This is a genomic window from Cohaesibacter sp. ES.047 (assembly GCF_900215505.1).
In the GTDB taxonomy this organism is placed as follows: Bacteria; Pseudomonadota; Alphaproteobacteria; order Rhizobiales; family Cohaesibacteraceae; genus Cohaesibacter.
In genome coordinates this window covers 2,774,768-2,795,017 of sequence record NZ_LT907844.1, presented here as the reverse complement: position 1 = coordinate 2,795,017, position 20,250 = coordinate 2,774,768, and the positions used below count along the sequence as shown (strand labels likewise).

Here is a 20,250-nt window from a genome sequence, read left to right as displayed (position 1 = left end):
TATGGGAGCAGAAAATGGCGAAGCAACGAAACATGGGAGAAACGCAAAGACGATCCGACAATCTGGTGTTGGTTGGGTATTTTCTCTCACGATGCTCAGATTTCTCTGATGGCAAAAAATCCAAACCTCCTCCAGACTTGAATGTTGCGACGTGGAATGATGCGTACGATCTATTTTTCATCCAACTGTCCGAAGGTCGTCCTTCTCAACCCTTTAGGCACTCGTTGAAGGGAACTCGCGATATTTTTGACTCACTTTTTGAAAATGGCCGAAAAGGATGGTCTGAAGGACAAAAAAGAGGCCAAGAACTAAGCCTCAGGGATACGAGAATTCACGAAAGGTGGGCATCGCGCAGCGACGACGAATTGTTTGATGCGGTAAAAGCATTCATCGTGAAACCTGAGAAAGTTCGAAAGCCGGATTGGACGCGCGATGAGCTTTTGATTGTGTTGGATTATCATCTGAAGCATCGTGATTTTGATCCCCGCCCCAATTCCCCTGAGATTACGGAACTAGTGGAACGAGTTGCGAAGGTCGGAGATGTACTGGGAATTTCCAAGCAAGACACTCCTCTTCGATCTGCGGAAGCGATTGCCATGAAATTGCGAAACTTTAGTGCCCATGATCAGCAGTACACGGCAAACGGCAGGAAAGGCCTTCAAAATGGGAGTGCACTCGAAGCTGAACTATGGAATTGCTTTTCAGAGAGGGTCGATGAAGTTTCTCGTCTTGCAACAAGAATAGTTGAAGCGAGTTCGTCGTTGGTTGCATCAGAAGCAATCGCTGATGATGTCGAATTTGAAGCTTCAGAGGGAAGAGTACTTACCCGATTGCATCTATCAAGAGAACGAAAGCGTTCTCTCGTAGAAAGAAAGAAGAAGTCAGTTCTTAAAAGAACAGGTCAACTAGTTTGTGAAATCTGTGGCTTCGACTTTGAGAAGACCTATGGAGAAAGAGGGAAAGGATTTATAGAATGCCATCACACTTACCCAGTTTCTTCATTAAGTGGAAAATCCAAGACCAAATTGAGTGATCTGGCGTTGGTTTGCTCTAATTGTCACCGCATGATACACGTGCAACGGCCTTGGTGGTCTGTCGGCGAGTTGAAAGCAGTTCTTCAATCCTCTAGAAATGTATCAAGATAAAGCCTTCAAAACCAAAGCTGCGATCTGCCTTGCGAGATATGGCGGCACGGCATTTCCGACCTGGACATACTGCTGCGTTCTGTTGCCCAAAAACAGATAGTCATCCGGAAATGTCTGAAGGCGCGCAGCTTCTCTCACTGTCAGACTACGACACTGCATTGGATCTGGATGAATGAAATAGTGCCCGTCCTTGGAAATGTGGCTTGTGACCGTGGTTGAGGCCTCCTTTGCCAACTGTACCCTGAAACGATCATTGAATATGCCAGTGTGCCAGTTGCGATGGTTCGGATAAAGTTCGACCGGAAAGTCCGCAGCCTTGGGGCTGTAGCCTAGAGCTTGCCCAAATGCACTACAAAATAGATAGCGCCCCAAATCAGATCGCATATGGCCACGTGTTTCATGCTGGGAAATCCCATCCAGACAAGGTCGCTCGATCCAGCCCAGCAATTCGTCTACTGATTGACCATACTCATTTGGCAACTGGGCACTGGCACGAAGTGAAGGTGCCTCTCCGCTATCAATTCCCTCAACAATTGATGCAAAGACCGCTCGGAGTGTCTCGGTTTCTTCACGATCATAAAGGTTTGTCAGCAGCTGGGCTGCCTTCTGCACCTCAGATCGCCATGTCTTGACATCATCTTTGCCTCGACTGATGCCACTGCGAAGCTGCGGCAACGAACCGATCACATCAGCAACAGTGTTTGTCTTGGCGCAGATCGGAATAGCAGCAAGATCTGCTTGTTTTGCGAGATCAGACCGAATCCCCACGATGATGACGCGGTGCCTTCGCTGAGGAACCCCGAACGCATCAGCGTGCACGACAAAATCGGAAGACTTCTTCGGTTCTTGCAGCTTCGCCTTTCCATTTTCAACAAGGATTGATCGAAGTTCGTAGTGATGACCGTGTCCGGTCCCCAAAGATGAAAGGTCTTCCATCAGCATTTCAAAGACAAGACGGCTCTTTACCGTTGAGGACAGCATGCCTTTAACGTTTTCCATGACAAACGCAGCCGGCCTCAATTTGTCAAGGACGCGAATATATTCCCGAAAGAGATAGTGCCTTTCATCATCCTCGGGAACGTAGTCGACTTTGCCCCTTGATCTGGCTCGACCGACAAGCGAGTAGGCCTGACAAGGAGGCCCCCCGATGAGAATGGTATCATCATGATCATTTTGGAGAGTGGCTATTGCCAGATCTAGGGCTTCGGCCGCCGTCTGAGATCCAAGCTCCAGAGCCCGAGCTTCCTCCGATGCGCGTTTCCAAACATGAGCATCGACACTTGCCCAATCCGGTTCTTCTATTTGCCCCGCATGAAAGCTAATGAACTGTTTTGGAACGTAGCCATGGAGGGCATAATACTCACGAAGAAACGCCCGCAACCGAAGGGTTTTGTGAGCAGATTCCTCCTTCTCCACCGAAATCCCGATACGAAAGGGATGATTACCCTCATCGATCACAGAGGAGAAGCCTTCGCCCAGCCCGCCTGGACCAGCGAATAGGTCAACAAGACCAAAAGTGAATGACACCCCATTCTCCTAACATAAATCTCTCGCAATCTGTATACTAGTTTTCAGATAAGAATCCAGGCACGGAATGACAGATACTGTAGATATACAAACACGTTCCAGAATGATGGCTTCGATTGGCAGCAAGAACACGAAGCCAGAACTGGCATTACGTCAGAAAATACATCGGCTTGGATACAGGTATAGACTTCATGTAAGGCAAATTCTCGGGTGTCCCGATCTGGTTTTTCCTAAGTTCTCAGCGGTTGTGTTCGTGCACGGTTGTTTTTGGCATCACCACGACAATTGCCGATATGCGACGACACCAGCGACGCGGACAGAGTTTTGGAAGGGAAAATTTATGGCCAACTCCAATCGCGACAAACAGGTTTGCCATGAACTCCTAGATTCAGATTGGAGAGTCGCAACCATATGGGAATGTGCTCTACGTAAACCAATACATTCTGCCGAAACTGTAGAACGACTTGTTGACTGGCTGAATTCGGACAGAACAATTCTGGATATTGGTTCATCGGATTTGAATAATTCTGGCCAAAGCAACCAATAGCCACAAGCTTTCAGGCAAGCTTACAATGACAAGCCCAGCACGCAGGTTCAGCAGAACCATCGGCATCACCCACCGAACAGGTTGGTTTCCCAGCCCTCAGAACCCCGCCTTCTGGAGCTGCCGGGCCATCAGAGAAGCTTCGTGGAACGTCCAAAACAAAGCTCCCAACGGCAAGCAACCCAACCCATTCTGGTTCTCAAGTCCAGACGACGAACCACATCATTGGGGATCATCGAAACATAGATAGTGCGCTTTATTTGAATGTCAGGAATATACCAATCTGAGCATTGCAGATGCGCTTATGAATAGACGCCTGATTGAACCGACCGCAAATAGGCAAGAACTCTGCAAGATTTGCGCTCCGACACCAACTCAAACGCAGTTTTTCCGGCCCAACCAGGAATCGGTTGATGCTTAAACCAAAGAGCAGCACGCTGATCAGACCCAGTCATCTCGTTTGCTATGTTGAGGATACTCATTAATGGGCGAATTGCTTCATTCAGCTTGCGCAAACCTGATTGCCTATAAAATGCATGTCGATTAATACCGGTCAACTTAGCCAATTCTGTTTGCGTGATACCAAGGTCGTTGCAAATGCCCGTGCAGATGTAATGTGACTGTTGGGATCAAATTGCGCGGGCATTTCGGGAGAACCTCGTTGCTAAGTAGGCCTTTGAACCGCATTCGAGACAAGCCCATTCTGTGGCCATCTTTCGATCTATTCAAGCCTCTTTAAGCGCCCAAGGTTTGCCGAAAGCAATCATCTTCTCCATAGGCGTGAAGGTTCTGCGGCCGGGAAAAGCTGAATTCAATGGCCCTGCATCCCTTCTCCCTGAGCGCCTCCTCCGATATCGATCACGCTTTTATGGAAACGTGCGACGACTTCCTCAGAGATCCACTGCGGTTCAGTCATCGATTAGCGAGTTAAATGATTGTGTTGCGAAGTTTCTCAAGGCGCTGCTCCATGAGCTGCTCGACTTCGGAGGAAATACCGTTCTGGATTCCTGTCAAACGGTGGCACTCGTCCGCTGACATCAAAACGAGGCGATCTGGCTAATGGCTGGTAATGATGACGGGCTCAGTCATGACTGCATCACTGAAAGCACCAATATTATACTTGAATTCTGTTGCGCTCTCTCGGGTCACTCTGGCCTCCTTGATCTTGTTGTGAGTGTATAGCCAAATTGTCCATTTTGTCCGCTGACTGATACGCTTTCGGGGCGCACAGCACTTCAAGATCCTCCCTAGGCGACGCTGACATCTGTGGGGCATGCACTCGATCAGAAACTCCGGGCGAGATCGATATCGTTATTTTCCAGAACAGCCTTCATCGCGTTAAGATCCTGAGAGGTCATCTGCAAAGACGTACCAATCTCCCTCCATTTACTGGATATGGTATCCGCCATTGCATGTATCATGCGCCGCGCCTCGCCATCGGACAGATCGAAATACGGCGCCGCATCGAGAGCTGAAGCAATCGAGCACTCCGCACCGTGAATTTCCGAAATCGAGGTCTGAAGATACCCACCAGCCCGGTGCTCCGGATTGATATCGAAGGCCGGGGAAAGGCGCCAGCCGGTGGGCGCGCGCAGGAAGCCGTGATTGCGCAGATGGTCATCCGTGTTGCGGATCAGGATCCCAAAACACATCCGCCTGTAAAGCTCGAGGATATCCCGCTTTGGGTCTGCGCCATGCGTGCGCAGTGCCATCGCGATATCCTCGTAGGAGTGGTCGTCGCCGGAATATTCGGAGACGAATGTCTGGGCGGAGATGTAAGGAACGCGAGCGTCATGGTTCTTCCCTGTCCGATCAAACCGTTTGACCATGATCATCGGGAAATGTGGAGCGTCGTTGAGCACATGCGCTTGTGCAACCTCGATACCAACAAGGCTCGCAAGGCGTAGTGCAAGAACTTCTGCACGGGCCATGGCATAGGTGTCATTTTGCTTTGGAAGCTTGATGATCCACAGGGCGCCATCCTCGTCGATGGCATTGACTTTTGGCCGGGCACCACCGAGTGACCCCACGGCATCGCGCAGAATGTCGCCACCGAGGAGCTCTCCGCGCTTCTCGACATAAGCATCGGGATCAGCCTCGAACGACCTGGCAGCATGAATGACATCAGCCATATTGTGCAGCATCGGAACGCGAGGGTTTCCCTTTGCAGTCGAGACTTCGGCCAGCGCGCGCCCCTTCTCTCCCGGGGCATCGAAATACCGCAACGCACCGATGCGCAGGACATCATCAGTTCCGATCAGATAGTCGATGTCAAAGAGGTGTCCTCCCCCGCTTGTCTTCTCGATAATCTTGCGGCCCCAAGAATCCGGGGCCCCATCCTCGATTGGACTGGGGAGGGACGACATGTTGCGGTCCTTCTTCCCAAAGAAAGGGACGGCCTGCAAAGGCATGAATGGTGAGAGAGGGAAAGCCCGCGCGTTCTTGAGCCATGTTTCAGCGTAGCGGAATGTGGAGATCTCACGACGCCCATCATACTCACAAACAAGCGTTCCAACGGGAACTCCTGACGCCCCCATGCGGACATCGATTTCCTTCTTGCCCATCACCAGCCCTCTGGATCATTTTTTGCAGTATCATCACACAGTGATCCTCCCGGCCCGGTTTCTTCCGCAGTCCGGGACCTGACGATCCTTTTGGGCACGGCTTCATGGGCAGCCATGAGACCAATATCGTCCGAGGCGCGATCAGCGAGATCAATTATACGGTCCAGCATACCCAATGCGTGCAGAGCCATTGCCAGCGTGTTCAACGATACGCCAGGATCGCCTTTTTCAAGCCTGCGCAATGTCCCACGGTCCACCCCCATACGGTCGGCCATGTCCAACGTGGACAGCCTACGGGCTCGCCGGGCAAGGGCGATATCCTTACCAAGCTTTGATAGCCCGTGTTGGATGATGGGATGCACAGCGCTTCCCTTTGTCATCTTGCTGCTCATGGTGTTCACATGCCTCATAACGGCTTATTTTGGTGCATCTGTACACCATACTCGTTATCGCTCAGAAAATCACCAACCAAATTCTCCCCAACCACAAAATGATGCACACATACACCAAATAATACGTAAATGGTGTATGTGTGCCGCTCTGCGTCATCGTTAGTTTTACTCCGCCGTTGCCACGAGCCTCTATTCACAATTCCTCAAGGTGTAAAACATCAGAATTCCGAAACTCATTAAAATGATATAGATATGTCATCTATATCATTTTAATGTTGACAAAAAAGTAGCTAAGATATGTTATCTCCATCATCTGGAGAAAATCATGCATCTGACCCGTCACGCAGAACACCGATCCATCAAGCGCAACATCCCTATGCATGTGATGGACGCGATATATGAGTTTGGATCTCCGCACCCTTCTCGAGGATTGCTGAGTCTCACCCTAGACAGGAAGGCTATTGACTTGGCCGCTGAGGACAAGGTCCGTCGCCGACACGAGCTGTGTCGCTATAGCGGTACCTACCTCATAGTGGATAACGAAGAGCAGATAGTTACGGTCGCTCGGCGCACGCGCCGCTTCCGCCACTGATTTATTGCAACAAAAGGAATACTACTTTGGAACAGAACCTTTCCATTGCCAGAACCCTACTCCCGCAAATCAAAGCCGATACATCAAAGCATTTGTTGGACCGTCCAGAGTTCCTTCTTGGCCAGACAGACAACATCAAGATTTGCTACGCACCATTTGATCACGTGGCGGTTAAAGCGAAACTTGTTGTCGTAGGCATTACGCCTGGCATGACGCAGGCAATCAACGCATTGAATGCTGCGTTCCTAGCCAAGAAAAACGGCGCAACCCTTGAAGGAACTTTACAGGCAGCCAAGCTGACCGGCAGTTTCAGCGGCCCCATCAGGAACAACCTTATTGCGATGCTTGACCATATTGGTGTCGCCCAACATTTCGGGATTGTGAGCACTTCAGAGATGTTCGCACCCGGGTCAACAGACATTCACTTCACGTCCGCATTACGATATCCGACATTTGTTGACGGCAAAAACTACAATGGCACGCCAGCAATGCTAAAAACACCGCTTCTGCGCCAGATGCTCGAGACCCAACTAGCCGAGGAGGCCGATCTTTTGCCATCGGCATTGTGGTTACCTCTTGGTCCGAAGGCAGAAGAGGCTGTAAAGCACCTTGTAACCATGCATAGACTGAAGTCAGACCATATATTGTCAGGCATGCCTCATCCCAGTGGAGCAAATGCAGAACGAGTTGCCGTATTTCTAGGTCGGAAAGCGCCAGCTTTGGCTTCACGACAAACAAACGCAGAGAAGCTATTGTCAGCAGCAAGCAAGCTCAAAACTCAGATTGCCCGACTTGAAGGAGTGGCAGCATGATAAAAAAAGCTGGAGAAATTCCATACTCGTGGGAACTGATTGAGGATCAGATCAAAGACGCTATCATTGCCCAAGCCGCAATGCTCTCAATGTATGGCCCATGCCTCCATCAATCAAATTCCAAAGTGGACGAAATCTATCTCGGAATCGATTTCGCTGAACTTGAAACTGCAGATGACCTGAGCGACGAATCCCGAGCCAAGATCGATATTAGGCGCCATAATCTCTATCACATTGCACGCGACGCCTATATCTATGCATATCAGCTTGATGGCGTCGAGGAACTGTGCTTTCCCGTTGAAACGCACATGGATAGATGGGGAGAAGTTGAGTATCTTCTAATGTGCTTTCCTCAAAGTAAATGGGAAGGAGATCCCACGCCATTTAGCAAAACTGAGGAAATGCCCTTGAGGCGTATGTTGGAAACATTCTACGCTCGAATGCTTCTATTTGAAGGGGATCACAATCTAAACATCCATCAACTGTCCCTCTTAGCGAACATGACGGTCCCAGCGGTGAGAACCTCTCTTAGCAAAGAAGGCTTCAAGTTGGAGAAAGTCAATCAAAAGCCTGAAGACAAACACGACCCCAAAACCTTTTTGCTAAACGCTTCCAGTGCCAAAGCATGGCTCACCCGTCGCAGAGGTTTCATCCCTCAGCGTCCAACGGGAGAAACGCGAGACAAAAGTGAAATGGCTTCGACAGTCTTGGGTGAAGAAGATATTGATTTTCCAGCCAAGGTAGCAAGCCTGATCAGCTTGACGGAACTCAAGACAGACCAGATTGCCTCAGAAGCCGGAGTGGATCGCGAATGGCTAAAGAACCTGCTCGGTGGAAAGCCTACAAAGCTCGACATTGATGCACTGCGTTCATTGGCAAAAGCACTTTCTGTACCGCTCCCAGATTTCATTGGTATGGCAGTTAGACATATCCTGTCCCTCGAAACCACAGATGCATGACGACGCTCAGCAAGCATTGGAATGAAACCAGACACGGGCTTGCTAGTAAGCACCCAGCCCGTGCGACCAGACCACACCTAGATTGAATAAGCTGACATGCCAAATCTTTTTCAGAACCTTTCCGAAGACACGTTGAAGTGCAATCCATTTCCCAGTGGCCCCTTCCGCTTTATCGCCCTTGACGTGGAAACTGCCAACAATGATCGATCAAGCATTTGCCAGATCGGCATAGCTTGCGTCTGCATCGATGACCGTATGAACACATGGTCCAGTTACATCAATCCATGCACCGACAATTGGAGCTGCACTTGGGTTCACAAGATCACACAGTCTCATGTTCAAGACGCTCCAAGTTTTCCAGATGTGCTAAGGCTTCTTCTGCCCCATTTGGATGGGCATACTGTGTTCCAACACAGCAGTTTTGACCGCAGCGCCATAAACGCCGCTTGTGCCGCGAACGGCTTGTCTCATCCGGACTGGGACTGGCGTGACAGCATCCAGATCGCCAAGCTGGCTTGGCCTGAGTTGAAAGGCAATGGGGGATACGGCCTTGCATCGCTAAAGGAGCATCTGAACCTGCGATTCCGCCATCACGACGGAGAAGAAGATGCTCGGGCGGCGGCCGAAATCATCCTCAGGGCCGAACAGCACATGGGAAAGAGCCTTGTTCCCCAGACAACCACTTCACAACATCTACAGTCCTCGAACTCATCCATCGGTATGGCTATTCCTTCAAAGCAGACGACTCCGCAAAAGCGAGTGAAGCGGACACTCTCAACCCGTATGCAACTCAAAGCCCAAATTATGGAGAAGTTGAATGCCATTGCAGAGGAGCACGGTAGTGGGCACCAAGCTGTGTATGCAAATCGCTATGTTTTCTCTACATCCAGTGGCAAGCTTTGCGAACTCATGTTCCAAAAAGATGAGCGCTCGCCTGCAAACCTTTGGGTGCTAGAGCAGTTGGTTCCCAAGGCATCAAGAAGCCATATTCAATCACGTTTCAGCCCAGCAGGCAGCGGACGTCACTCTGCCTTAAAGAAGATGCCCCAACTCAATGCAAGCGATCTTACCTGTTTTGCCTTGGCAACAGTTGCTGAACTGAATGAGATATTGGCAGAAATCAGGGAACAATAGCTTCTATGGAATTCAGACTGAAGCACCCTGCGCCTATAGCAAGACCAACCGCCTTATAGAAGCCCAACCTGCGAGGAAGGGAATCTACTTCGTACTTGATGCGTCACACGAGCGGCCTACCTTTGGCGATGATCATCTCTTTGTCTGCAAGGCTTCTCTGAACAAGTTCCGAGATTTTGGCTTTCACATCGAGAAGATTGGCCGGAACTGCACCCATTATTTGCTCTATGGCATTTCCTGAACCGGAAGCAATGACGCGAAGATCATTTGACTATATCGCGCTGGTGTTCCAACAGATCATAATCAGATTGCAGTCCGAGGAAAAAGCCCTCCAACAGACCAAAGTGCCGAGCAAGTCGTCGATCCATATCTTCAGAAATCGCACGTTTCCCAAGAACGACTTCTTCAATATGACTGCAAGGAGCTTGAACGGCCCGTGCAAGAGCATCCTGGCTCAGGTTCATAGGCTTCAGAAATTCTTCCGACAGAACTTCACCAGGATGAGGGTTTGGCAAATGATCCATCAGGATATTCGATGTTTTCTGCATTGCTCTGTCCTTCCTCGCGCCAAGGCACATCCAGTCGGCCGCTTCTATCCGTCGTACGAAAACAAGTCACCCCCAAGGCGTTGAACCCGAATGGGGCGATAGGCCCGGGTTTCCATACCATATTCAATCATCAGCTCCCACTATTGAGAAGCAGCGACATGCTCAAACAGATAGAAGGTCATATAGTCAGTTGAAACGGAAAAATGCTCTCCCTTTCGTAATTCTCCGTCGCGATCATTCAGATCGAGCTGAAAATAGTATTCGACGACCAACATGCTCTGTGTGTCTGTGACAGTCCGCATGTAGTTGATGTTTGGAAAGCCGTCATCATCATCGTCATCGTCCCAGTCCGAAAAGAAGCATTCCCTGTTCAGCCTCGCACCGGTGATTGCCTCCATCGCGACTAGGATCTGCCGAAACTCGTGTTGGTTTTCGTCTGACAGTTCAGAAGCAAATTTGTAGAAGCCCGTAATCTCTCCGCCTCGCTCTCTGGCCGCAGCAATGACGCCGGCGACTTCATCCGGCTGTAGCTCGCGACATTGCACGGTGCTGCCGACAAAGTTCTGGACGCAGACGTCAGAACCCATGCTGATAAAAAGGTCTTTCATGGTAATTTCTCCAATGTTTGGTGGGGAAGTCACGACGAGGTCATCAGTCCGACCGATGCCCATTGATCGGCAAGACCCGGACCGAGATTTCTCATCAAGGATGGAAGTGTGTGATTGTCAGATGAAAATCTGTCAACGAACGGTGCGAACAGAAACAACAACACGAGCCGTGCCAATCCCGATTGCGATCACCTGTGGAGTGGCTCTTCTGTTCTGTCGCGTGCGTTTGAACGAAACTGATGCTATATCTGCGCAGGAAATCGCATGTGAGGGTCATCATGAAGACAGCCCAATCGTTTTGCGGGAGCCGAGGCAATGGCTATTCAGACATCCGCCCCAACAAACACGCAAGCATCCTGCGCCCATGATTGGCCCATGAAATAGCCTCAAATCGACATGTTTCGGGCACAGACCTCACGACAAAAACCCAATGATTTCAATGGACCTAGAGGGGAACCTTAGCCCTCCGAAGGCAGAGGCCGCAGGTTCGAATCCTGCCGGGTGCACCAACATCTCATTGATGTAATTGGTGTTTTCAGAAATCCCATGTTTCTGTTGGACTGAGCTGATCGGTAGCTTTCGCTCAAACATTCCCGAAATCCGTACAAATCGCGTACAGTAAACTGAATTGCCCCCGCCCAAACCGGTCCAATCCCACCATATGTGAACCGGCATGCAAAATTGACCCCTATATTGGGGTAATCGGCGTCCAAAAGTGCCCCCCTGAATTTTTTGCAATGATGCTCCCAGGATTTTTCGGGGAGTGTTATCAGGGATGTTGGTTGTGGAAACGATAGCAAAGATCAGACGAGCCTATTATCAAGACGGCAAGACACTCAAACAGATCTACCGTGACTTGCGCATTTCGCGGAATACGGTGCGCAAGGTCATTCGGTCTGGGGCAACAGAATTCAACTATGAGCGCCGGTCACAGCCCCGCCCCAAGATAGGCCCATGGCAATCTGACCTAGACGAACTCCTGACGGATAACAAACGCAAGCCCAAGCGGGAGCGCTTGACCCTTGTGCGGATTTACGAGGAACTCCGTACCAAGGGCTATGACGGGAGCTATGACGCGGTCCGACGTTATGCGGCCCATTGGACGAAGGAGAATTCGGAAGCATCCGCCAGCGCCTATATTCCTCTCAGCTTTGATCCCGGGGAAGCTTACCAGTTTGACTGGAGCCATGAAGTTGTCCTGCTTGATGGAGCAACCGTCGCCATCAAAGTTGCCCATGTCCGCCTATGCTATAGCCGCTTTCCCTATGTGCGTGCCTATCCTCGCGAGACGCAGGAGATGGTGTTTGATGCTCACGACAAGGCATTCGCCTTCTTTGGCGGGGCCTGTGCCCGGGGCATCTACGACAACATGAAGACAGCGGTTGATGCGATCTTCGTGGGCAGAGAACGCTCATTCAATCGGCGTTTCCAGCAGATGTGTGGCCATTATCTGGTTGATCCTACGGCCTGCAGCCCTGCCGCCGGATGGGAGAAGGGCCAAGTTGAGAACCAGGTTGGCGTCATCCGCCGGCGTTTCTTTGTGCCTCGGCCAAAGTTCAAGGATTATGCCGAACTGAATGCCTGGCTGGAAGACCGCAGTATTGCTTGGGCCAAAGCCAATAAACATCCCGACTTTCCTGACAGGACAGTCTGGGAAATATTCGAAGCTGAACGATCCAGCCTCGTACCCTATATTGGCCCGTTCGATGGGTTCCATGCTCTGCCAGCCTCAGTCTCCAAAACCTGCTTAGTCCGCTTCGACAACAACCGCTATTCCGTTGATGCACGAGCCGTCGGACGCCCCGTTGAGATCCGGGCCTATGCTGGCCGGATTGAGTGCTGGCAGGATGGAAAGGTTGTCGGTGAACATGTCCGTTCCTTTGGACGTGGCAAAACCATCTATAATCCGTTGCACTATATCCCGGTTCTCAGCCGCAAGCCTGGAGCCTTGCGCAACGGAGCTCCCTTTAAGGAATGGGAGCTTCCTGCTGCAATGCGGCGGGTTAAACGCAAGCTGGAAGCTCTGCCCGTGGTGATCGAAAAATGGTCGACATCCTTGGTGCTGTTCTCACCGATGGCATGGATGCGGTCGAAGCGGCCTGCGTGGAAGCTCTGGCCGAGAGCACATATTCTGCCAGCGTGATCCTGAACATCCTGGCTCGGCATCGAGACCCACCACCACCCCTTACAATCTCAACTCCGGATGCCTTGCGGCTGGACTGCGAGCCAGTCGCCGACTGCAATCGATATGATAGCCTGAGGAGATAAGACCATGGAACGATCCCACGTCCTGGATGCGATGAGCCAATTGAAGCTTTAAGGCATGAGGGCAGCTTATGACGAGCTTCTTTCCACGGCGGTGAAACGCCAGCATAAACGCAGCAAATCATTGGTGATCTACGCAATGCCGAGATCAATGAGAAGAAGGCGCGGTCAATCAAATATCAGATGACCATTGCTAAACTGCCGCTGGCCAAGGAGGTCGATGAGTTCAACTTCGAGGCAACACCAGTCAATGAGACACTCATTCGTGATCTGGCTGGCGGCAACTTCCTGGCACAGCAACGCAATCTGGTATTGATTGGAGGCACGGGAACCGGCAAGACCCATCTCGCGGTCAGCATCACCCGGGCCTGCATTCGCAATGGTGCGCGCGGACGCTTCTTCAATGTCGTCGATCTGGTCAATGAACTGGACAATGAAGCAAGGGCTGATCGACAAGGGCGCACCGCCGATTTGATCTCTCGTCTCGACTTCCTGATCCTTGATGAGCTGGGCTATCTGCCCTTTGCCCAAACTGGGGGGCAACTCCTATTCCATCTCATCAGCAGGCTCTATGAACGCACCTCCATCATTGTCACGACCAATCTGTCATTCGGTGAATGACCTTCCGTCTTTGGCGACCCAAAGATGACAACCGCGCTACTCGACAGGCTTACTCATCACTGTGACATCGTGGAAACCGGCAACGAAAGCTGGAGATTCAAAAACAGGGCATGACCTCAAAACACGCTGGCCCGACGCAGCTTCGTTATGTGGAGACTACGCAGCATCGGCCCAGCTAATCACCGAACGGCTGGGGTCATTTTTGGGCGCCGATAAGGGGGCAATATTGAATGCCGATTGACACAAAAAGGCTGTGGCGCTGCTGCAAGACCTTGGAAAAGACGCCAAAATCTGTTTTGCTTAAACCTGTTGCACTTCGCGATGGAATCTACCACCGCGTAAATGCCTCGGATTCAAAACCCCATTCCAGGCTTTCGCGGAAAACTTCGGTGTTGCGCTTGAAATGTGAATCCACCCCCTCCATCTCGATCCTGAATGTCGGCGGCATGAACGACGACAAATTGCATCAAGCCAATGGTATCGGTAATGATATGCCGTTTGCGCCCTTGATCTTTTTCCCAGCATCATAACCGGGAATCCCGCCAGTCATAGAAATAGCCCTGAACGGTCGTCATTGGCGGAAAGTCCTTGGGCTGCATGCCCCATTGGCAACCGGAACTGGCAATATACAAAATCACATTGGCAACATCCCGCAGGGCCGTCGTTCTTGGTCGACCGCCAGACTTGGCCGGTGGCAACAGGGGCGTCAACAAGGACTATTCCGCATCCGTCAAATCGCTTGGATATTGATCTGATTTTCGGCTATGCTCCTGCCGGGTGATATCAGTCCAGCTCATATGATCCTTCATCTCTTCGCAAAGACTGTGAATCACAAACTACTGATATCGCTCAACTACTTTTCGGTCAGGCTCTATGTGCAGGGCTGGTGTCCTTGGTGCGCCAAAGCCAATACTTTAACTGATACGGTCTTTTCACAGAAACGGGAGTAATCTGGCTTGCGACCAACACTTCAGGACGTCGCGAAACAGGCTGGCGTTAGTCTGGCTACAGTTGACAGGGTGCTGAACAGGCGTCCGGGTGTCCGTAAGACGACGATCAACAAGGTTGAAACAGCAATTTCGGTGCTTGGCTACATCAGAGATGTTTCTGCGGCCAACCTGTCCAAGCGGCTGGTCTATCGGTTTGCCTTTGTCATTCCCGAAGGCACAAACAGCTTCATGCGCGCTCTTGAGGCCGAGATTGAGGCTGCGCGGCAGTATTCAGCAACCGAACGCACCGAAATATCGATATACAAGGTGCCTCCCTTTGACGGGCCGGCGCTCGCAGCCGCGCTGGACGGGTTGAACCCGGAACGCTTTTCCGGAGTTGCTGTTGTTGCCGCGGATGCCACTTCTGTTCGCGGTGCGCTGGCACGATTAAACCAGAGCGATGTTCCAGTGGTGACATTGGTTTCAGATGTGCCTTCGTTTAAATCATATGCCTATGTTGGCATCGATAATGTTGCTGCCGGTCGAACGGCAGCCAGGCTGATGGGCAAATTTATTGGAGGCAAAACCGGCAAAATTGCTTTGGTCGCCGGTTCAATGCTGTTGCGGGACCATGTGGAACGCCGCATGGGCTTCGAACAGGTCATGCACAGCGATTATCCTGATCTCGAGTGTCTGCCTGTTATAGAAGGGCGAGATGATGGCGATATTGTTGAAGAGCAGTTGAGCAAATGCCTGACAACGCATCCCGATGTGATCGGGGTCTATAATATGGGTGCGGGAAACCGTGGCATCATCCATGTCGTGTCGGCCCGCCCGCGCAAAGAGCAGGTTGTCATCGCGCATGAGCTAACGCCTCACACACGCGAGGCGCTGCGCAATGGTGTTGTTGACGCGATCATTCATCAGGATCCGGGTCATGAAGTGCGAAGTGCCTTGAGAATCCTGAAGTCGGCTATCGAAAATACGCCCCTGCTTGCCGGCCAGGAAACAATACGCCTCGAGATATATCTGAACGAAAATCTGCCCTAGCTGTTCTGACTCAAAGGCGTTGTGACGGAACAACTATTGCCCATGTAGATCTACTCCACCATATTACAGCTCATGCATTGCGCACGAGGCGTGCCTGTCTCATGGTAGTGGTGTTCAGGCGCGTCATAGGGCTCAGGTGCTGTAGACGCCCACCGCTGGCTCTGATGTGAGAAGGTGGGATTTTGTTGATCCTATAGAAGGCGTCTATGTTAGAAGTTCATACAATTCGTGTTGATCTAGCGAAGTCTGTTTTTCAAGTCCACGGAGCAGGAGCATCGGGTGAGGTTATCTTCCGCAAGCGCCTGCGCCGGAAACAAGTTCGTTCGTTTTTCGATGATCAGCCGTGCTGTTTGGTAGCGATGGAAGCCTGCGGTAGCGCCCACTATTGGGGACGTGAGCTTACCCGGCTTGGCCATGAAGTCAGGTTGATCCCTCCAATTTATGTGTAGCCATTCGTTAAGCGGCAAAAGAACGATGCAGCAGATGCTGACGCGATCTGCGAAGCGGCCAGCCGTCCAACGATGCGCTTTGTTGCTGTAAAGAGTGAGGAACGTCAGGGCGTTGCTGTTTTATTGCGTCCCCGAGAAATGCTGATCAGGCAACGCACACAACAGCATTGGCCGGGCGCAGTTCCAATTGGACCAATCCGGGGCCCCATCTTGCCTGAAACATAATACCAAGGGCGTGAAGTTCTGACTCTTTAGGGATTCCATTTTTAGCACTGGCGTGATTCAACATGGCAAAGGAGATTTTGCCATGTCTGCCGCTTTGATTCTTAGCGATGCTTTTGACGCCGATAGTTTGCGCCGTCTTGCCAAAGGATGCCGCAATGCCAAACAGAGCCGCCGCCTACTGGCCATTGCGGCTGTCTATGACGGCATGAACCGTGCTGATGCCGCCAAAGTCGGCGGTATGGACCGCCAGACTTTGCGAGATTGGGTTCTTCGCTTCAATGAGCAAGGCACCGATGGTCTTGTCGACATCAAAGCAACCGGCGCTCCCATGCGCTTGAGCCCAGAACAGCTCGAAGAGTTTGTTGCTATCGTTGAAACCGGTCCTGATCCTGAGAAGGACGGCGTCTCTGTCTGGCGTAGCCAGGATCTGGTGCGTGTGATCCAAGAGCGGTTTGGGGTCTCCTACAAGGAACGTGGAGTACGGGATCTTTTGCGCCGCATGGGGTATGTGCGCATATCTGGTCGACCTCAACATCCAGAACAAAAGCCTGAAGTCATTGATGCTTTCAAAAAAACTTCTCCGCAACGTTGGCAGCGCATGTAGGCCATTTGCCAAAGAACAAGCCCATCGAGATTTGGTGGCAAGATGAGGCTAGGCTTGGTCAGAAGAATGGACTGGCCCGACTATGGGCAAAAAAGGGAACCAGACCACGTCTGCCAGCCGATCAGCGATATAAAAATGCCTATCTGTTCGGTGCAATATGTCCAGCGCGTGGCGTTGGCGCGGGATTGATGATGCCTTTTGCAAATACACAGGCCATGCAAATGCACCTCGAAGAAGTCTCAAGGACAGTGGCGCGCGGCGCTCATGCCGTGGTGCTGATGGATCGTGCCGGATGGCATACGACAAGCAGACTCAACGTGCCCAAGAATATCACCATCCTCCTGTTGCCTTCCAAATCACCGGAACTGAACCCAGTTGAGAATATTTGGCAGTATCTGCGCGGTACCTTCCTGTCCAATCGGGTCTTCGAAGACTATGCCGCCATTCTTGATGCTGGTTGCCAAGCATGGAAGAGCCTCTCCGCCAACCCAACCATCATCCATTCAATAGGTATGAGAAAATGGGCTCAAGAAGGTCAGAATTAAATGCCGTTGGTATTAAAAAAACTTCCCAGCCGAGTTGGCAGAAATCTGCAAAAAGCTCCCGAAAGGAACCCCGATAGAAGTGTGGTGGCAGGACGAGGCGCGTGTCGGACAGAAAACCAAGATCACACGTCGTTGGGCAAAGCGCGGAACCCGCCCTGTTGCACCGAAAGATCAAAGGACAAAGTCAGTCTATATCTTCGGGGCTATCTGCCCGGCCCGTGGTGTCGGGGCTGGATTGGTTCTGCCCTTTTGCAACATCCAAGCCATGCAGTGGCATTTGGAAGAAATCTCCGGCCAAGTCGCTGATGGAGCCCACGCAATCCTCATTCTCGATCAGGCCGGCTGGCACACAAAGGTAATGGGATGAACTGCCTTTCCGCCAAATTCAAGCTATATTAGCTGAGATTGAGGGATAGGAGGATCATCCCATTACCTCTCACAACGCAAAATCTCGACGTGCCGGACAACATCACATTGCTCCCGCTACCACCAAGGTCTCCTGAATTGAACCCGGTCGAGAATATATGGCAGTTCATGCGGAAAAACTGGCTTTCCAACCGGATCTTCTCATCCTAAGAGGAAATCCTCGCGATATGTTGCGAAGCCTGGAACAAACCCGTCGGTCAACCTTGGATCATCATGTCCATCGGATTGCGAGAATGGGCATATCGGTTCTGAATTCTGCTCGATGGTATAACACGGTCGACCAGACGGTCTCGCCGGTTTCAATGTCGATCGCACGGAACAGGTTGTCCGTCGCCGCCGCGATGAAGACAAGTCCGCCGGCAGTCACGACTGCCCCGCCGTTGTTCGGCGTGCCGATGTCGAAGGGCAGGAAAGAGGGAATGCCGAACGGGCCATTGCGGCGCGCGGTGCCAATCGGGCGGTCCCACAGGGTTTCACCGGTTTCAAGGTCGATTGCCCGAATGCCACCATAAGGCGGACGCGTGCAGGGCACGCCGGTCACATTGTTCCGCCAGCCGGCATTGACGCTGATCCCGTATGGGGCACCGGTTTGGGGGTCTGCGGCACCTTCGGCATTCGTGCCGCCGCTTTCGCCGGTCTCCATCTCGTTGATCGGTTTGGACGTCACTTCATCTCGCGGCGCCAGCCGGTTGTAGTTGGGCACATCATTGTAGTTGGCGATAATGATCCCACGGTCCGTATCGACAGCGATCGACCCCCAGTCGGACCCGCCGTTGTAGCCGGGATACTGGATCCATGGCTTTTCACTGGAGGGCGGCGTGAAGAACCCGTCGTAATTGGCGAGGCGGAACTGGATGCGGCACCAGAGCTGATCGATGGGGGTAAAGCCCCAAATATCCTTTTCTTCGAGCGGCGGCTTGCGCAGGGTGTGCCATTTGCTGATCGGCTGGGTATCCGAAATGTAATTCGGTTCAATGTCGCCCTTCGGCAGATCGGTGAGTTCGCCGACCGGAGTCAGTGGCTCACCCGTTTTGCGGTTCAGGATGTAGATGTCGCCCTGCTTGGATGGCAACAACACCGCGGGGGTATCCTGATAGTCAATCAGCGTTGGCTGGGAACCGAGGTCGTAGTCCCACACATCATGGCGCACAGTCTGGAAATGCCAGACCTCCTCGCCAGTCGTCGCATCCAGCGCAACAAGCGAGGTGGCGTATTCGTCCTCCACCTCGCTACGGTTGGACCCATAATAATCGACCGAGGAATTGCCCAGCGGTAGGTAGACCATGCCCAGCTCCTCGTCAGCGACGGCCGTGGTCCACATGTTGGGCGTGCCCCGGGTGTAAACCTCGCCTTCCGGCGGGCCATTGCGGTTCTGGTCGGGAGCGGCCAGATCCCAGGCCCAGGCAAGCTCCCCGGTCACGGCGTCATAACCACGGACCACGCCGGAGGGCGCATCTTCCGCCTGACCGTCCTTGACCTGTGCACCCGTCACGACGTCGCCACGCACGATGGCAGGTGGAGCCGTCACGGCATACCAGCCTGGCACCCGCTCACCAATGTCCTGCCACAAGTCGACGGTGCCGTTTTCCCCAAAGTCTTCGCACGGCGCGCCGGTTTCAACATCAACAGCAACCAGCTTGGCATCCAGCGTGCCCTGAATCACGCGCGTTGCGCAGGCATCATCTTCGGCTGCGTCGGGATTTCTGTAAACCGAGACGCCGCGGCATGTGGCACCGTAGGGAATCGCATCGTTCGGGACGCCCGGATCGAAGCGCCAGTTTTCCTCGCCGGTGGCGGCGTTCACCGAAATGAGGATATTCATTGCGGAACACATCAGCAGATCGTCGCCGACCTTGAGGGGTGTAACTTCGGGCGAATATTTGCCTTTCGCCGTGCCTTCGGGCAGATCGCCGGTGTGGAAGGTGAAGACCTGTTCCAGCTGGCCGACATTTTCGGCCGTAATCTGATCCAGTGGGGAATAGCGGGTTGCCTGCGCGTCTCCGCCCCAATAGGGCCAGTCACTGCCCAGTTCCATCGGAGGCTGGGCAGGGGTGACGATTGTGCCGCTTGTCGTCTGGGCGTCTTCGGTTAGGCTTTGGGCAGTTTGTGCTGTGGTCTCCTCCTCGGCGTCCGGGAACTCGTCCTGGGTTTGGGCTGTATCCGGTTCCGCAGACTTCGCCTCCGGCGCGGTCTCATTTGTTGAGCTGGACGGCGGGGATAGTGTCGGCTCGTTCGTGGTCGCCTGCTGCGCATGAAGAGGTATAGAACCTGCTAGGATAGCGGCCGTGGCGAAAGAAATAATACGTGTCAT

Annotated in this window: 13 protein-coding genes and 5 pseudogenes; 11 read left to right on the top strand and 7 right to left on the bottom strand. The window is 52.2% G+C overall.

The window, feature by feature from the left end:
* Positions 1-14 precede the first annotated feature (14 nt).
* Positions 15-1,145, top strand: a complete 1,131-nt coding sequence (locus tag CPH65_RS12795) for an HNH endonuclease (protein ID WP_197703843.1) — start codon at positions 15-17, stop codon at positions 1,143-1,145.
* Here CPH65_RS12795 and CPH65_RS12790 read toward each other — a convergent pair.
* Complete coding sequence (locus tag CPH65_RS12790; RefSeq protein ID WP_244574645.1) at positions 1,137-2,561, bottom strand: DNA cytosine methyltransferase; 1,425 nt, start codon at positions 2,559-2,561, stop codon at positions 1,137-1,139. The genes CPH65_RS12795 and CPH65_RS12790 overlap by 9 nt on opposite strands.
* Before the next feature lie 178 nt (positions 2,562-2,739).
* On the opposite strand from CPH65_RS12790, the gene CPH65_RS12785 reads away from it, so the two are divergent.
* Positions 2,740-3,219, top strand: coding sequence for a very short patch repair endonuclease (locus CPH65_RS12785; protein WP_096173810.1), 480 nt, complete (start codon positions 2,740-2,742; stop codon positions 3,217-3,219).
* A 1,280-nt stretch (positions 3,220-4,499) separates the two neighbouring features.
* On the opposite strand, the gene CPH65_RS12770 is transcribed toward CPH65_RS12785, so the two are convergent.
* Together CPH65_RS12770 and CPH65_RS12765 are read right to left on the bottom strand one after the other, a co-directional pair.
* Complete coding sequence (locus tag CPH65_RS12770; protein WP_096173808.1) at positions 4,500-5,780, bottom strand: type II toxin-antitoxin system HipA family toxin; 1,281 nt, start codon at positions 5,778-5,780, stop codon at positions 4,500-4,502.
* The gene (locus CPH65_RS12765; protein ID WP_197703842.1) at positions 5,780-6,172 is read right to left on the bottom strand and encodes a helix-turn-helix transcriptional regulator; all 393 of its coding nucleotides are present in this window, start codon (positions 6,170-6,172) and stop codon (positions 5,780-5,782) included. Before CPH65_RS12765 ends, CPH65_RS12770 begins: the two co-directional genes overlap by 1 nt.
* A 618-nt stretch (positions 6,173-6,790) precedes the next feature.
* Between CPH65_RS12765 and CPH65_RS12755 the strand changes: the two genes are divergently transcribed.
* The 3 genes from CPH65_RS12755 (at position 6,791) to CPH65_RS12745 (ending at position 9,669) form a co-directional block, all read left to right on the top strand.
* Positions 6,791-7,576: a hypothetical protein gene (locus tag CPH65_RS12755; RefSeq protein ID WP_157747668.1), complete on the top strand. Its 786-nt coding sequence runs from the start codon at positions 6,791-6,793 to the stop codon at positions 7,574-7,576.
* Positions 7,573-8,535, top strand: a complete 963-nt coding sequence (locus tag CPH65_RS12750; protein ID WP_096173805.1) for a hypothetical protein — start codon at positions 7,573-7,575, stop codon at positions 8,533-8,535. The genes CPH65_RS12755 and CPH65_RS12750 overlap by 4 nt, the downstream gene beginning before the upstream one ends.
* Before the next feature lie 96 nt (positions 8,536-8,631).
* Complete coding sequence (locus tag CPH65_RS12745) at positions 8,632-9,669, top strand: 3'-5' exonuclease (protein ID WP_096173804.1); 1,038 nt, start codon at positions 8,632-8,634, stop codon at positions 9,667-9,669.
* 263 nt (positions 9,670-9,932) lie between these two features.
* Here CPH65_RS12745 and CPH65_RS12740 read toward each other — a convergent pair whose 3' ends face one another.
* Together CPH65_RS12740 and CPH65_RS12735 are read right to left on the bottom strand one after the other, a co-directional pair.
* Positions 9,933-10,217, bottom strand: coding sequence for a HigA family addiction module antitoxin (locus CPH65_RS12740; RefSeq protein WP_096173803.1), 285 nt, complete (start codon positions 10,215-10,217; stop codon positions 9,933-9,935).
* Positions 10,218-10,357: 140 nt separating this feature from the next.
* Positions 10,358-10,825, bottom strand: coding sequence for a hypothetical protein (locus CPH65_RS12735; RefSeq protein ID WP_157747667.1), 468 nt, complete (start codon positions 10,823-10,825; stop codon positions 10,358-10,360).
* A gap of 775 nt (positions 10,826-11,600) precedes the next feature.
* Here CPH65_RS12735 and istA point away from each other — a divergent pair.
* Positions 11,601-13,165, top strand: a pseudogene (gene istA / locus CPH65_RS12725) (IS21 family transposase).
* Positions 13,149-13,825: pseudogene (istB, locus tag CPH65_RS12720) on the top strand (IS21-like element helper ATPase IstB). Before istA ends, istB begins: the two co-directional pseudogenes overlap by 17 nt.
* A gap of 272 nt (positions 13,826-14,097) precedes the next feature.
* On the opposite strand, the pseudogene CPH65_RS24610 reads toward istB, so the two are convergent.
* A pseudogene (locus tag CPH65_RS24610) lies at positions 14,098-14,508 on the bottom strand (transposase); the annotation flags it as partial.
* Positions 14,509-14,667: 159 nt separating this feature from the next.
* On the opposite strand from CPH65_RS24610, the gene CPH65_RS12705 reads away from it, so the two are divergent.
* The 4 genes and pseudogenes from CPH65_RS12705 to CPH65_RS24600 all read left to right on the top strand — a co-directional run.
* Positions 14,668-15,690 carry a LacI family DNA-binding transcriptional regulator gene (locus CPH65_RS12705; RefSeq protein ID WP_096173799.1) on the top strand — a complete coding sequence of 341 codons (1,023 nt, stop codon included), beginning with the start codon at positions 14,668-14,670 and terminating at the stop codon, positions 15,688-15,690.
* Positions 15,691-15,896: 206 nt separating this feature from the next.
* Positions 15,897-16,301 (top strand): annotated as a pseudogene (locus CPH65_RS24605) (transposase); the annotation flags it as partial.
* Positions 16,302-16,446: 145 nt separating this feature from the next.
* Positions 16,447-17,513, top strand: a protein-coding gene (locus CPH65_RS12695) for an IS630 family transposase (protein WP_096171592.1) whose coding sequence is annotated in 2 segments (ribosomal slippage) — positions 16,447-16,951 and positions 16,951-17,513 — 1,068 coding nt in all. Because the reading frame shifts where the segments join, the coding sequence is not laid out codon by codon here.
* A 16-nt stretch (positions 17,514-17,529) separates the two neighbouring features.
* Positions 17,530-18,191: pseudogene (locus CPH65_RS24600) on the top strand (transposase); the annotation flags it as partial.
* Here the strand turns inward: CPH65_RS24600 and CPH65_RS12680 are convergent.
* Complete coding sequence (locus CPH65_RS12680; protein WP_096173797.1) at positions 18,151-20,250, bottom strand: PQQ-binding-like beta-propeller repeat protein; 2,100 nt, start codon at positions 20,248-20,250, stop codon at positions 18,151-18,153. The pseudogene CPH65_RS24600 and the gene CPH65_RS12680 sit on opposite strands and share 41 nt — an antisense overlap.